The sequence below is a fragment of the Paraburkholderia sp. BR10141 genome (assembly GCF_056155635.1).
Map to the genome: position 1 here is coordinate 1 of NZ_JBMIQH010000014.1, position 13,205 is coordinate 13,205.

Consider the following 13,205-nt stretch of genomic DNA (forward strand, 5'->3'; position numbering starts at 1 on the left):
CACGACGAGCGACGCCGCCACGAGCACGATCGGCACGCGCAGACGGCGCAGCGTCGCGCGGTCGAGCCGCCACGGCTGCGAGGCGAACTCGAACTGGCAGAGGTCGAAGCGGCAGGCGAGCGCGCGGCGCGCGAGCGCCTCGAACGTGAGCGGCTGCGCGCCCGGCAATGCGGCTGCCAGCGACGCACGTGCGGCGGCGCTCACGGGCTCGCCCGGCAAATTGGTGAGGACGTAGCCCGAAACCGGCGCGCCGCCGGCGAGCGCCGTGACGGTAGCGGCCACGCTCGCGGCAGGCACCGCGAAGCCCTCGGCGAGCGCGCCGCGCACGATCGCGAGTTCGAGCGCCGCTTGCGCCGTGGCTGCCGCCGGCTCGGGCGCGACGCCGGGCAGCAGCATGGGTGCAGTCGCGACGACATGGCCTAGCACGCATGCGGTCACGGGTTCGGGCGCGGGAGGCGCGGGAGGCGCGGCGCCGGGCGCTGCCCCCGGCTCGGCGGGCTCGGCCGGTTCAGTCACCTGAACCTCCTGAACCGCTTCCACCGCCTGCGCGGCCGGGAGGCAGCGCGCCACCGGCACGGCGCGCAGATTGCGGTGCCCCGCGGCGGTGAAGCCTTCCAGCAGAAAGCGGAACCAGCCGCGATCGATGGCCGCCACCACCTGGCGGCCGTCGGCCAGGCGCTTGGGATCGAGCGCCAGATGGCAGGTCTGCGCATCCTGGATCAGATGATCCTCGACCACGTTCGGCAGCGCCTGACGCAGCCGCGGCCCCTTGAGCGGCGGCACGGTGGCGGCGAGCGTGAGCAGGTCGCGCGCGGCGATCATCAGGATGGTGGCCGAGGCCTTCGGCAGCAGCCCGAGCGCCGAACGGCCCGCGCGTTGCGTGTTGCCCGTCTTGTCGAGCAGCACGAACGGCAGTTCCGGCAGCTGCCATTCCTGCGAGTGGACCGCCGGGTCGCGGGGCGGCATGAGGACGATCAGCGTGCTCAAACGCACCTCTTTTCGATGTTGGTCGGGGACGGATTCATGGTTCGTCGCGAACGCGCACGATGCGCGTCGTATGAGTGAGCGGGTCGCGCCAGACTAGCGTCGTGCGGTCCACCTCGGCGCGCTCGTGCTGCACGCGCCCATGGACGAGAAAATAACTCGTGTTGACGTCGATCTGCGTCGTGTCGATCGAGGCCTGCTTTACGCCTACGCCTTCGAGCGCGAGCTGCACGTCGCTCACGTTGCGGAAAAACACGCTCTGGCGACGCGCGACGAGGGCCTGCGCGTTCGACAGGCTCATGCCCGTTACGACGGAGGCGATCACCTCGGCGCTCGCCGTGTTCATGTTCACGGGCGTCACGGTGGGCAGGATCGTCACGAACGGGCGCAGCCGCGCAACGGCGTCGGGCGTGAAGCCGGGCACGTCGAGCAGCGAATCGACGCTCGTCATCAGGAGCGGCGCGACGCCACTGTTGTTGTCGCTGTCCGAGAGGCCCGGGTTGTCGGTGTAGTTGCCGCCGCCAGTCGAGCCGCCGCCGGCGAGCACCTCGGTTTGCGAGGTGCCGCTCGTCGTGGCGGTTTGCGTCTGGAAGCGCGTTGCGGAGTAGGAGAGGCCCGAGCGCAGGTACACCGCGGTGTTCTTGGCGAGTTGCTGGTCGATGCCGAGAATCTGCAGCAAGCGCGCGAACGCTTCGATTTCGGTCAGGTTCAGCTGCAGCGAGCCCGGCGCGTTGGACGCCACCAGATCGCGCAGATTGAAGCGCGACTGAGCGTCTTCGATCGAGCCCGAGAGCCAGGTGTCCGTGCCCTGTTGCGCGCGCGCCTCGCCGATCTGGCCGAGAAAGTCGGACAGGCGCGTCCTCGCGAGCGGCACGCCCCACGCGCCGCCGAGATACGTGATGCCCGCCGACGTATCCGCTTCGGAGCGCAGCACGAGGCGCGTCCAGTCGAGCGAGGCGCGCGCAATCCACTGCGCCTGCGCGAGCAGACGCTGATTCTCGATGCGGCGCAATTGCACCTGCTGGCGCCACAACATGCCCGCGACGAGGATCGCCGACAGCGCCACGACGAGCAGCGCGCTGATGATGGCCGCGCCGCGCCGTGCGCGCGTAGAGCGGCCGAATCGTCCGGTTCGCCGAGTGGAGGTTCGTTGTGTACGCAACGTCATTCCCCCACCATGAATACGCGGGCCACCGGCCGCTCGAGCGAATGCGAACCCACGCTCACCTGCACGCCCGTCACCGCGCGCGGCAACGGGGCGTTGCCGAGCTGCGGCACCTTGAGATCGTTGTTGTAGCCGCTTACCTGCGAGCGCACGTCCTGCATGTTCGCCGTCCAGCCTGTCTTCGGCACGTACAGGCGCGCGTTGATGACGTCCACGCCGCTCATCATCGGCAACGCGCCCCAGTTGTCGCCTTCGCCGCCGCGCAGCGCGCGCCGCAGCTCGCCGAGATTGGCAAGCGGGGGCGACGCATAGCGCACCACCTGGCCGCCCGACACGCGGTAACGCACCACTTGCATTCGCGGCGCGGCGCCCGGCGGCACCGCGAACGCGCGCACGACCTGCAGCGCGCCGCCGTCGAGCGAGATCGCGACGCCGCCCGCTTCGTCATCGGAGGTCGCTGCGCGCAAGTCGATGCGCATCTGGTCGAACATCTGCGCGAACACGCGTTCCTCAGCCATCGAGCGCGTGATGGTTTCGCGCCCGCGCACGATTTCGTCGAGGCCGCGCCACGAGAGGATCGCGACCACGGCCATGATGGCGATCGCCACGAGCAGCTCGATCAGCGTGAAGCCGCGCGCTGACGCGGCGACGCGCGCGCGGTCACAACGAGCGGTTCGTCTCATTGGCGAGCACCGTGACGAGTTGCGCGAGATTGCCGGAACGGCCGGGCGTCGTCACCGACACCTCCACGCGCCGGAAGACGGGGTTGGGCGTCGTCGCGACCTGCTGCGTGCAGGTCAGCCGCAGATTGCCCTGCGAGCAGTCGAAGCTGCTCTCGCCAAGGTCCGGCCACGCGTGCGCGAGACGCAGTTGCGCGAGCGTGTTGTCCGCACTCCAGCCCGCGAGCAGGCGGTCGTGCAGATCAGCCTCGCTCGCGGCGAGACTGCCCACAGCGCGCAACGACGCGGCCAGCGCAATCGCGATGATTGCGAGCGCAACCAATACCTCGATCATCGTGAAACCGCGCTCGCGCAGCGGGCGAGCCGGACGATTCACGCGGGCACCGTGGCCGCGCTTTCCCCCATGCATCGAGCGCCGCATCTCAGCGCACCTCGAAGCGGCCAGTGCCGGTGCCGACGATCGTCGCCTGGCCGGCTGCCGAGAAGAGCGTGACCTGCACCGGCACGTCCACGGCTTCCGTGCCGAAAATGAGCCGGTTGGCCTGCGTGTCGTCGCTGCCGGGGTAGGTGATCGCCACGCCGGTCACGCCGCCTTCCCAGTTGCGCGGGCCGAGCAGATCGTCGCGCAGCGGACGCCAGCCGTCCTCGGTATGGACATCGAAGCGAAACCCGCCCGCGAGCGGCTGCCATGCAATGGGCCGGGCACGCACCTGTGCCTCGTCGCCGGCCGATTCGAACAGGAGCGCGAGTCGCTGCGCTTCTTCGTTCAGGTCGGTGCGCGGATTGCGCGTGAGCGTGAGCGAAGCGAGCGAGATGAGAATCCCCGCGATCAGCAGCACCACGAGCATTTCGAGCAGCGTGAAGCCCGCCGCGCGCGAATTGCGCGCGGTGCGTGTCGATCGGCGGTCCCGGCAAGGGACGAGGCGGCTCGGTTGCATGGCTACGCCGTGGCGGACGACTTACTGCCAGGACCCGACGTCGGCGTCGTTGCCCTCGCCGCCGGGTTTGCCATCGGCGCCGTAGCTGAATACGTCGATCTCGCCGTGCACGCCCGGGTTCAGGTATTGGTACGCGTTGCCCCACGGGTCGTTGGGCAGACGCTCCAGATAGCCGCCGTCCTTCCAGTTGTTCGGCACGGGCTCGGTGGTCGGCTTTTGCACCAGCGCCTGCAGCCCCTGGTCCTGGGTCGGATAGCGGCCGTTGTCGAGGCGATAGAGCTTCATCGCCTGCATGATCGTGCCGATGTCCTGGCGCGCGGCGACGCGGCGCGCTTCATCGGGGCGGCTCATGATCTTCGGCACGATCAACGCGGCCAGAATGCCGAGAATCGCGATCACGACCATGATTTCGATGAGCGTGAAGCCGCGTTGGCGGCGCGCGCGCGTGACTTCGATTTCGGCACGGCGTTTGGCCCACATGGACATGAGTTCTTTCCTCCCTCGCTAGATATGGTTGCGGTGCACGCCTGTGCGCCGCGCTTCGTCCCGCCTGCGATCGGACCCGCCGCTTGTATCGGCCGTGTCCTCGCACGCATGACGGGTCATTGTAATGTCACACGATGACGCCTTTCCGACGCCTTGCGGGCATGGCAAACGCGTACATCAAAAATTTCATAAACCTTCGTACAATGAGCGCATGAGCCCACTGCAAATCCGCCTTCTTTCCCTCGCCGCGTTTGCGGTGTTCTGCGCCACGGCCACGTGGTGGACGATCACCCTCGCCACGAACCGCGCGGCGCCGGTGCAGGCCGCCGCCGCCCGGGTGCCGGTTTCGCTCGATCAGGCCGGCACGCTGTTCGGCGGCAGACTCGAGCGCAACCCGGTGCAGGACATTCACCTGTTCGGCATCCTCTCGCTCGCGCAGGGCGCAGCGGCCATCGTCAGCGTGGGCGGCGAACCCCCGCGGGCCATTTCGCTCGGCGGCCCGATCGACCAGAACTCCAAACTCTTCGAAGTGCGCCCCCGCTCGATCCTCATCGACCGCCACGGCGTGCACTCCGAAATCTTCCTGCCGCCCAACGCAGCCGGTCCCACCATCTACGTGCGCTGAGTTCGGCGCGCCTGCCTTCACGCGACTTCGTGCGGTTCGTACGCCTTACTGCACGAGGTTGTTCAGCTCGATGATCGGCAGCATCACCGCGAGCACGATCACGAGCACCACGCCCCCCATCGCCAGGATCAGGAGCGGCTCCAGCAGGCTCGTGAGGAACATCGTGCGCCGCTCGAGTTCGCGCGCCTCGCCTTCGGCCGCGCGGTCGAGCATGGTCGTTACGTCGCCGGTCGCCTCGCCCGAGCGGATCAGGTGCACGAGCACGGGCGGAAACGTCTTCGTGTTGCCAAGCGCCCGAGACAGCGACGTGCCTTCGCGCACCCGCACGATGGCTTCGTCGATGTTCGTGCGCATCGCCTTGTTCGAGAGCGTTTCGCCGGCCGCCTGCAGCGCGCGCAGGATCGGCACGCCCGCCGCGCTCAGAATGCCGAGCGTGCTCGCAAAGCGCACCGTGTTGTAGCCGCGCACGAGCTTGCCCGCGAGCGGCGCGGTGAGCATCCAGCGGTCGAATGCGAGACGCGGGCCGGGCCGGCGCAAGGTAGAGCGCACGATCCACGCGACCACGGCCACGGCGATCAGCACCGCCCACCACCACTGCCGCACGAAGCCCGAGAGCGCCATCATCACGATGGTGAGCAAGGGCAGTTGCTGCTTCGTGCTCGCGAACACGTTCACCACCTGCGGCACCACGTAGCTGAGCAGGAACGTGACGATGCCGAACGCGATGATCGTGACGATCGTCGGGTACGTGAAGGCGAGCACGATCTTCTGCTTGAGCGCGTTGCGCTGCTCGATGTAGTCGGCCAGGCGCGACAGCACGATGCCGAGCTTGCCGGTATGCTCGCCCGCGGCCACGAGCGCACGGTAGATGTCCGGGAAGTCGCGCGGGTGCTGCTCGAGGGCGCTGGCGAGCGAATGGCCGCCGAGCACCTCGGCGCGAATGGCCGCCATCAGCTCGCGGATGTAGTCGCGCTCGGACTGCTCGGTGAGCACCGCAAGCGCCTCGCCGAGCGGCAGTCCCGCCACCAGCAGGCTCGCGAGCTGGCGCGTGAGGATCGCCTGCTCGCGTTGCGAGAGCTTGCGCCCGAGCGCGAGCCGTTGCTGGCGCGCGCCGCGCGTGCGGCTCGCGGCGGGTTCGACCACGAGCGGCGTGAGGCCCTGGCCGCGCAGCAGCGCACGCGCGCCGCGAGCGCTGTCCGCGTCGAGCACGCCTTTTTGCGCTTTACCCGTGGCGTCGATGGCTTCGAAGCGAAATGCCGGCATGTTGCTGATCGCCCTCGCTTTTATTGAGCGTCCATCTGGTGGTTCATCGTGCGGCCCGTCGTGCGGCGCATTACGCGCCGCCCGTCACGCGCAGCACTTCCTCGAGCGACGTCCTGCCCGCTTCCACCCAACGCTCGCCGTCTTCACGCAGCGTGCGCATGCCTTGTGCGCGGCCGGCCGCGAAGATCTCCGCATCGGCGGCATTGCGGTGGATGAGGGCGCGAATCGGCTCGTCGATGAGCAGCAGTTCGTACACGCCGCGCCGTCCCGCGTAGCCCGAATGACCGCAGCGATCGCATCCCACCGGATGCCAGCGCTTTCTGCCGTCGTCTTCCACGCGTTCTTCCTTGCACACGGGGCAGAGCTGGCGCACGAGGCGCTGCGCGAGCACGCCGAGCAGGGACGACGCGAGCAGATACGGCTCGACGCCCATGTCGGTCAGTCGCGTCACCGCCGAGGCGGCGTCGTTGGTATGGAGCGTGGCGAGCACGAGGTGGCCCGTGAGCGACGCCTGCACGGCGATCTGCGCGGTTTCGAGGTCGCGGATTTCACCGATCATGATGATGTCGGGGTCCTGACGCAGGATCGAGCGCAACGCGCGCGCAAACGTCATGCCGATACGCTCGTTCACCTGGGTTTGCCCGATGCCCGAAAGGTCGTACTCGATCGGGTCTTCCACGGTCATGATGTTGGTCGTAGCCGTTTCGAGCCGCGACATCGAGGCGTAGAGCGTGGTCGTCTTGCCCGAGCCCGTCGGGCCGGTCACGAGCACGATGCCGTGCGGCTTCGCGATCAGCTGGTCGAACTTGCCGAGCGTGTCGCCGGCCATGCCGAGCGCTTCGAGGTTCAGGCGCTGCGCGTCTTTTTCCAGCAGACGCAGCACCGCGCGCTCGCCGTGGCCCGTGGGCAGCGTGGACACGCGCACGTCCACCGGACGCCCGCCCACGCGCAGCGTGATGCGGCCGTCCTGCGGCAGGCGTTTCTCGGCGATGTCGAGCTGCGCCATGATCTTGATACGCGAGATCAGCGCGCCATGCAGCGCCTTCTTCGGGCGCACGACATCGCGCAGCGTGCCGTCCACGCGAAAGCGCACGACCGATGCATTCTCGAACGGCTCGATATGAATGTCCGATGCCTGCTCGCGCGCGGCCTGCGTGAGTAGCGCGTTGATCATACGGATGATCGGCGCGTCGTCTTCGGACTCGAGCAGGTCTTCCACTTCGGGAATGTCCTGCATGAGGCGCGAGAGATCGACTTCGCCTTCCACTTCGCCCACCACCTGCGCGGCGCTGCCGTCCTGGCGCGCGTACGCCTGGTTGATGGCCTGCGCGAGTTCGTCGGCCGGTACGCGCACGAGCGCGAACGCGCCGAAGTTGCGCGCGACCTCGGCGATGGCGGCCTGCGAGGTGCGCTCGCTGATCCACACTTCGAGGCCTTCGGCGCGCTGCTGGGCGACCAGAATCTGGCCGCTGCGCGCAAAGCCGTACGGCACGAGGCGCGCGGCAAGCGGCGAGGGCGGCTCGCGCTCCGCTCCGCCGTTGGCCGCAGGCGCGTGCGGCGTGCTCACGGCTGCACCCGCGTGGTGGCAGGCGCCGCCTGTTGCACCGGCGTGGTTTCGACCGGCGCCGTTTGCACGGGTGCGGCGGGCTGCATTTGCACGGCGCTTGCCGGATTCGCGGGCGCCGCGGGCTGCACGCCCAGCGCCTGTTGACGCCGCATCTGGTCGAGGTCGAACAGGTTCAGCGCGGAGCCGCCCTGGCTCGGGCCGACCGGCATCGGCGGCACGACCGGGTCGTCGCGATCCTTGATCAGGTTGTTGTCGGACTTGTATGCGCCCGTCACGCCCTGGATATAGTCGTAGCGATTCGACGTGACCGCCTGCGCCGTGTCGCGGTCGCTGATGATCACCGGACGCAGGAACACCATCAGGTTGGTCTTCTCGCGGGTCTTGTTTTCCGAGCGGAACAGCTGGCCGATCCACGGAATGTCGCCGAGCAGCGGCACCTTGCTGTTGGCGACCTGGTAGTTGTCCTGCATCAGGCCACCGAGCACTATGATCTCGCCGTTGTCGGCCAGCACCGTGGACTGGATCGAACGCTTGGTGAATTCGGGGCCGGCGGGATTGGTCGTCGCGTTGGTCGTGCCCGTCACGATCGCCGAGTCTTCCGTGTACAGCTGCAGCTTCAGGATGCCGCCGTCGGTGATCTGCGGCTTGATGTGCAGCGTCAGGCCCACGTCCACACGATCGTAGGTGTTGAACGCCGTGCTCGCCGTGCCGCTCGTGAGGTTCGAATACGACCCCGTCTGGATCGGCACGTTCGTACCGACGACGATCTTCGCTTCCTGGTTGTCGAGCGTAATGAGGTTAGGCGTGGACAGCACGTTGGCGTCGGCGGTTTGCGAGAGCGCCTGCAGCAAGGCGCCGAGACCCCGCACACCGAAGATGTTCTTGATCCAGCCCACGTTCAAGCCCTGCTGGAGGCCGGAAGCCCCGAGCGCGCTTGCAAGGCCGCCGGTGCTGGCGTCGGCGGCCGCAGCGGCCGTCAGGTTGATGATGCTGTTGCCGCTGCCGGTGGAAAGATTGGTGCCGGCGTACAAATTGCCATTCGCCACCTGCCACTGAATGCCCAGGTTGGCGTTGGTGGTCGAGTTCAGTTCGACGATCAGCGCCTCGATATAGACCTGCGCGCGCCGCGCATCGAGCTGGTTGATCACGGCGCGCAGGTTGCGGTACACGGCGTCCGGCGCCGTGATGATCAGCGAGTTGGTCGCCGCGTCGGCCTGGATCATGCCGCCCGGCTGGTTCTCGTCGCCCTTGTCCTTGTCGCCGCCGAGGAACGGGGCTTCGTTGCTGCCGCCACCGCCGCTGCCGTACGAACTGCCCCCGCCTAGTGAACTCCCCGACGACGTACCGCCGCTGAGCGAGCTCGACGGCAGCGGCGGCGTGCCGGAGGTGCCGGTCGACATGCCGCCGCCGCCGCCGCTGTTGCCTGCCTGGTTGAAGCCGTTCGCATTGCCGGACGACGACGTATCGTTGCCGCCCTTGCCGAGCATGCCGCGCAGCGTCTTGGCGAGCTGCGTAGCGTCGGCATTGCGCAGCGGCACGACGTGAATGTTGCCCGGCATGCTGGTCGGCGCGTCGAGCTGCTTCGAGAGCTGGACCGCCGAGGCCAGGCGTTGCGCGTTCGAGGCGCGCAGCATCAGCGAATTGGTGCGCGGGTCGGCGATGACCGACACCTTCAGCGACGGGTCCGAGGCGCCGATCGCGCCCGGGTCGAGCATCTTCGCGATTTGCGGCGCGATGTCGAGCGCATTGGCGTTGTGCAGTGGTACTACCTGCACCTGCTGGCCGGCGGCCGAGTCCACACCCGCGATGATCGAAGCGATGCGGCGCACGTTGTCCGCATAATCGGTCACGATGAGCGTGTTGTTGGCCGGGTAGGCGGCGATGGTGTTGTTCGGCGAGATCAGCGGGCGGAGCACCGGCAGCAGGTTGTTCGCCGACTCGTGTCTGAGCGTGAACACCTGGGTTACCACCTGGTCGCCACGCGCGGTCGGCGCGTTGCCCACGTAGGTCGGCACGCCCTGCAGCTTGGCGTCGGCTTCCGGCACGACCTTCAGGACGCCGTGATCCTGCACGAGCGCGAAGCCTTGCATGCGCAGCGCCGACTGCAGGGTCTTGAGCGCCTGGTCTTCAGGTACGGGGTTTTCGGAGACGAGATTGAGCTGCCCCTTCACGCGGGGATCGACGATGATCGTTTTGCCGGTGGCGGCGCCAATTGCCTTCGCCACCTGATCGATGTCGGCGTTGACAAAATTGAGCGTGACCTGCGCATAGGCAAGCTGTGCCGTAATCAGTCCGCTCACGAGCAGCGCCGTGGCGACGCGACGCAAAGCCATACGATTTCTTCTCATGGGTGTCTTATCGAAGCCAGCGGCAGACGCGCGCGGCTATTCGTCCTCGACGTACGGCTGTGGGGCCGATTCGCCTGTGCTTTCCTGACTAGTGCCGACGCCGGCTCTCCTCGGCCCGGACGTCCGTCAGTCAACAAAAGATGAAACAGTAGCAGTTTTTCGTGTCGAATTTGTCACAAAAAATGGCTCTCCGGGGAATTCTTCTAATCGCCGAGCCGCGCCAGCCGGTAATCCCAAGCTGTTTGTAAGCATGCATGCCTCGCGAGCGAGAGCGCGTGGACTTCAATTGGCTCGAAGCGCTGCGCCTTGTCTGAGCAGCCAGCTTGACGCGTCATCAGTGACCGGTATCATACGAGCGGCCCGAAGGATGGCCAACGCGCGTTTCCCCCTGTCTTTATGTGGGAATTCCCGCATTGCGCGCCAGAAATCAGACCGGCTCGCGAGAGATTGCGTCATTCTGCAGGCTGTGCCGTTCGTCTCCGGGCTTGTCCTTTTGCTTGTCTTTTGCTTGCCCTTTTGTCAGTTTCCGCGCGAGTCGCCATGCCTAACGTCTGGTCCGCTACGCTTGCCGCCGCCGTGGTGCTCGTCACCGCGAGCGTCAGCACGCTCGCGCACGCGGATTGTTTCGACGAGGCCGCGCGCTACCAGAAGGTCAATCCGCTGATCCTGCGCGCCATTGCCTGGCAGGAGTCGCACAACCGTCCCGACGCAGTACACAGGAATGCGAACGGTTCGATCGACTACGGCGTCATGCAGATCAATTCGGTGCATCTGCCCGTGCTCTCGCAGTACGGCATTTCGCAAAGCACGCTCATGGAGCCGTGCAAGAACGTCTATATCGCCGCGTGGCATCTGCGCCAGAAGATGAACAAGTACGGCAACACGTGGGCTGCCGTCGGCGCTTACCATTCCGAAACGCCGACGCTGCGCGACCTCTACGCGCAGCAGATCGCAGACATTCTGCGCAAGTGGCATCTCATGCAATAGCGCGCTTGAGCGCGTGCTGAGCGCTCACAGCGTGCTCGCGCCCTGAATGCGGCGGCATGCGTGCCCTGCGTGGCGCGCGCACATGGTGCAAAATGCTGCCTGACGCCGCACCCTGACGAGGATTTCGGTCCTTTCGCGCGGCGCGCCTCCCGACTCACTTTTTGCACCACAACTGCGATGAACCAGCCGCCACTGCCCGTCACCGTGCTCTCGGGTTTTCTGGGCGCGGGCAAGACCACGCTGCTCAACCATATCCTGTCGAACCGCGCAGGCCTGCGCGTGGCGGTGATCGTCAACGACCTCGCCTCGGTGAACATCGACGCCGCGCTCGTGCGTGACGCCTCGGCACTCTCGCGCGTGGAAGAGCGCGTGGTCGAATTGTCGAACGGCTGCATTTGCTGCACGCTGCGCGACGACCTGCTCACCGAGATCCAGCGCCTCGCCGATCCGGCTCGCGCCGGCCAGCGCTTCGACGCCATCGTGATCGAATCGACCGGCGTGGCCGAGCCCATGCCGATCGCGGAAACCTTCACGTTCGCCGGCGACGACGGCATCGCGCTCGATGAATTCGCGCGTCTCGACACGATGGTCACCGTCGTCGACGCATTCAACTTCCTGCGCGACTACGCGAGCGCCGACCAGCTTGCGCAGCGCGGCGTGGCAGCGAGCGAGGAAGACGACCGCGCGATCGTCGAACTGCTCGTCGATCAGGTGGAGTTCTGCGACGTGCTCGTGCTCAACAAGGCCGACCTCGTAAGCGACGACGAACTCGCACGCTTGCAGCACATTCTCGCGCGCATCAATCCGCGCGCGGTGCAGGTGGTGAGCCGCTTCGGCAACGTGCCGCTCGAGGAGGTGATCAACACCGGCCGCTTCGATTTCGATGCGGCATCGAGCGCGCCGGGCTGGCTCGCCTCGCTGCACGAGCATGACCATTGCGAAGACCCGGCGCATTGCCACGATCTGGCGCATGCGCCGCGCAGCGAAGCCGACGAATACGGCATCAGCAACTTCGTGTATCGCGCACGCCGCCCGTTTCATCCCGAGCGCTTCTGGGCGCTGCTCAACCAGGAATGGAAGGGTGTGCTGCGCTCGAAGGGTTTCTTCTGGCTCGCCACGCGCAACGACGTGACGGGCACGCTCTCGCAGGCGGGCGGCGTGTGTCGTCACGGTCCCGCGGGCACGTGGTGGGCGGCGCTGCCGCGCGAGGAATGGCCGCAGGACGCCGAACTCGAAAAGGAAATCGCCGCCGACTGGCAAGGCGATCTCGACGACCCGAGCGTCGGCGATCGCCGTCAGGAGCTGGTGATGATCGGCGTGGATCTCGAGCGCGACGCATGGCGCGCGAAGCTCGATGCCTGCCTTCTCACTGATGCGGAATACGCGGCAGGCCCCGAAGCGTGGCTGGGCTACGCCGACCCGTTCCCGTCGTGGGAGCTCGACGACGACGATCACGATCATGATCACGGCGATCACGACGAGATCGTCCACCGTCCCGCCTGACCGGAACGACGCGCTCAACGAACAACGGCGCCGCAAAAATGCGGCGCCGTTTGCTTTTTCGCCAGCGATGCATGCACCGCGCAGGCGAAAAAAAACCCGCCAGGGGCGGGTGTCAACTTAAAGCGGCAATGCCTTAGCGCTTGTTGACGGCGTCCTTGAACGCCTTGCCAGCCGTGAACTTGACGGTCTTGGCAGCGGGAATCTTGATGGTTTCGCCGGTCTTCGGGTTACGGCCCGTACGGGCTGCGCGCTTGCCCGAACCGAAGCTGCCGAAGCCGATCAGCTGAACCGCATCACCTTTCGACACAGCCTTCTTGACCACTTCGAGGAGCGTGTCCAGCGTCTCGCCGGTTTGTGCCTTGCTAGCGCCCGTCTGTGCTGCGACGGCGTCGATCAGTTCCTGTTTATTCATTGAGAAGTTCCTTTCTGTGTTTAGGTTGACACGAACAGCGCGAACGCGCCGATTATACGGACGCGTGCCGCGCCGTCGAGCAGCGACGGACCCGGAGCACCCCGGCGTTTTCGCGTTGCGGCGACTAGCGTGTGTCTGATGCCGCAACGTCCGTGCTGCCGCTTCCCTGGGCGGCGCTTGCTATGATAGCGCAGCGCAAACCCAATAACGACAAGGGTTTCGAAGATTTCGCGCGGGAAATGCGGGT

Annotated in this window: 13 protein-coding genes; 3 read left to right on the top strand and 10 right to left on the bottom strand. The window is 66.8% G+C overall.

Annotation, left to right across the window (positions count from 1 at the left end):
- From gspL to gspG, 6 genes are all read right to left on the bottom strand, one after another.
- On the bottom strand, window positions 1–987 hold a 987-nt coding region (gspL, locus tag ACOJB8_RS19990; RefSeq protein WP_475013859.1), incomplete at its 3' end, for a type II secretion system protein GspL.
- A gap of 34 nt (window positions 988–1,021) precedes the next feature.
- Window positions 1,022–2,152 carry a type II secretion system minor pseudopilin GspK gene (gene gspK / locus ACOJB8_RS19995; protein WP_368603740.1) on the bottom strand — a complete coding sequence of 377 codons (1,131 nt, stop codon included), beginning with the start codon at window positions 2,150–2,152 and terminating at the stop codon, window positions 1,022–1,024.
- Window positions 2,149–2,832, bottom strand: coding sequence for a type II secretion system protein J (locus ACOJB8_RS20000; RefSeq protein WP_368682652.1), 684 nt, complete (start codon window positions 2,830–2,832; stop codon window positions 2,149–2,151). The genes gspK and ACOJB8_RS20000 overlap by 4 nt, the downstream gene beginning before the upstream one ends.
- Complete coding sequence (gspI, locus tag ACOJB8_RS20005) at window positions 2,810–3,238, bottom strand: type II secretion system minor pseudopilin GspI (RefSeq protein ID WP_342949250.1); 429 nt, start codon at window positions 3,236–3,238, stop codon at window positions 2,810–2,812. The genes ACOJB8_RS20000 and gspI overlap by 23 nt, the downstream gene beginning before the upstream one ends.
- 13 nt (window positions 3,239–3,251) lie before the next feature.
- Window positions 3,252–3,767: a GspH/FimT family pseudopilin gene (locus tag ACOJB8_RS20010; RefSeq protein ID WP_475013861.1), complete on the bottom strand. Its 516-nt coding sequence runs from the start codon at window positions 3,765–3,767 to the stop codon at window positions 3,252–3,254.
- Window positions 3,768–3,788: 21 nt separating this feature from the next.
- Complete coding sequence (gene gspG / locus ACOJB8_RS20015) at window positions 3,789–4,253, bottom strand: type II secretion system major pseudopilin GspG (RefSeq protein WP_069264508.1); 465 nt, start codon at window positions 4,251–4,253, stop codon at window positions 3,789–3,791.
- 211 nt (window positions 4,254–4,464) lie between these two features.
- Between gspG and ACOJB8_RS20020 the strand changes: the two genes are divergently transcribed.
- Window positions 4,465–4,878 (top strand): hypothetical protein, encoded by a 414-nt coding sequence (locus ACOJB8_RS20020; RefSeq protein WP_342949153.1) that lies wholly within the window; start codon window positions 4,465–4,467, stop codon window positions 4,876–4,878.
- A 45-nt stretch (window positions 4,879–4,923) separates the two neighbouring features.
- Here ACOJB8_RS20020 and gspF read toward each other — a convergent pair whose 3' ends face one another.
- The 3 genes from gspF to gspD form a co-directional block, all read right to left on the bottom strand.
- A complete protein-coding gene (gene gspF / locus ACOJB8_RS20025; protein ID WP_028203270.1) occupies window positions 4,924–6,141 on the bottom strand; it encodes a type II secretion system inner membrane protein GspF in 1,218 nt (405 codons plus the stop codon).
- A 70-nt stretch (window positions 6,142–6,211) separates the two neighbouring features.
- Entirely contained in the window at window positions 6,212–7,708 is a 1,497-nt protein-coding gene (gene gspE / locus ACOJB8_RS20030) for a type II secretion system ATPase GspE (protein ID WP_475013863.1), read from the bottom strand.
- Window positions 7,705–10,041: a type II secretion system secretin GspD gene (gspD, locus tag ACOJB8_RS20035; RefSeq protein ID WP_475013865.1), complete on the bottom strand. Its 2,337-nt coding sequence runs from the start codon at window positions 10,039–10,041 to the stop codon at window positions 7,705–7,707. Before gspD ends, gspE begins: the two co-directional genes overlap by 4 nt.
- A gap of 555 nt (window positions 10,042–10,596) precedes the next feature.
- Here gspD and ACOJB8_RS20040 point away from each other — a divergent pair.
- Window positions 10,597–11,043: a lytic transglycosylase domain-containing protein gene (locus ACOJB8_RS20040; RefSeq protein ID WP_069264500.1), complete on the top strand. Its 447-nt coding sequence runs from the start codon at window positions 10,597–10,599 to the stop codon at window positions 11,041–11,043.
- A gap of 177 nt (window positions 11,044–11,220) precedes the next feature.
- On the top strand, window positions 11,221–12,546 hold the full coding sequence (locus tag ACOJB8_RS20045) for a GTP-binding protein (protein WP_475013868.1): 1,326 nt from the start codon (window positions 11,221–11,223) through the stop codon (window positions 12,544–12,546).
- A gap of 133 nt (window positions 12,547–12,679) precedes the next feature.
- Here the strand turns inward: ACOJB8_RS20045 and ACOJB8_RS20050 are convergent, their stop codons facing one another.
- Complete coding sequence (locus tag ACOJB8_RS20050) at window positions 12,680–12,958, bottom strand: HU family DNA-binding protein (RefSeq protein WP_027815965.1); 279 nt, start codon at window positions 12,956–12,958, stop codon at window positions 12,680–12,682.
- Window positions 12,959–13,205: the final 247 nt, after the last annotated feature.

What these genes read in the sequence shown, in the direction of transcription:
- ACOJB8_RS20040 (WP_069264500.1), top strand. Translation starts at nt 10,597, where the DNA reads ATGCCTAACGTCTGGTCCGCTACGCTTGCCGCCGCCGTGGTGCTCGTC.
- gspD (WP_475013865.1), bottom strand. Translation starts at nt 10,041, where the DNA reads ATGGCTTTGCGTCGCGTCGCCACGGCGCTGCTCGTGAGCGGACTGATT.
- gspF (WP_028203270.1), bottom strand. Translation starts at nt 6,141, where the DNA reads ATGCCGGCATTTCGCTTCGAAGCCATCGACGCCACGGGTAAAGCGCAA.
- ACOJB8_RS20000 (WP_368682652.1), bottom strand. Translation starts at nt 2,832, where the DNA reads ATGAGACGAACCGCTCGTTGTGACCGCGCGCGCGTCGCCGCGTCAGCG.
- gspI (WP_342949250.1), bottom strand. Translation starts at nt 3,238, where the DNA reads ATGCATGGGGGAAAGCGCGGCCACGGTGCCCGCGTGAATCGTCCGGCT.
- ACOJB8_RS20045 (WP_475013868.1), top strand. Translation starts at nt 11,221, where the DNA reads ATGAACCAGCCGCCACTGCCCGTCACCGTGCTCTCGGGTTTTCTGGGC.
- gspK (WP_368603740.1), bottom strand. Translation starts at nt 2,152, where the DNA reads ATGACGTTGCGTACACAACGAACCTCCACTCGGCGAACCGGACGATTC.
- ACOJB8_RS20010 (WP_475013861.1), bottom strand. Translation starts at nt 3,767, where the DNA reads ATGCAACCGAGCCGCCTCGTCCCTTGCCGGGACCGCCGATCGACACGC.
- gspG (WP_069264508.1), bottom strand. Translation starts at nt 4,253, where the DNA reads ATGTCCATGTGGGCCAAACGCCGTGCCGAAATCGAAGTCACGCGCGCG.
- ACOJB8_RS20020 (WP_342949153.1), top strand. Translation starts at nt 4,465, where the DNA reads ATGAGCCCACTGCAAATCCGCCTTCTTTCCCTCGCCGCGTTTGCGGTG.
- ACOJB8_RS20050 (WP_027815965.1), bottom strand. Translation starts at nt 12,958, where the DNA reads ATGAATAAACAGGAACTGATCGACGCCGTCGCAGCACAGACGGGCGCT.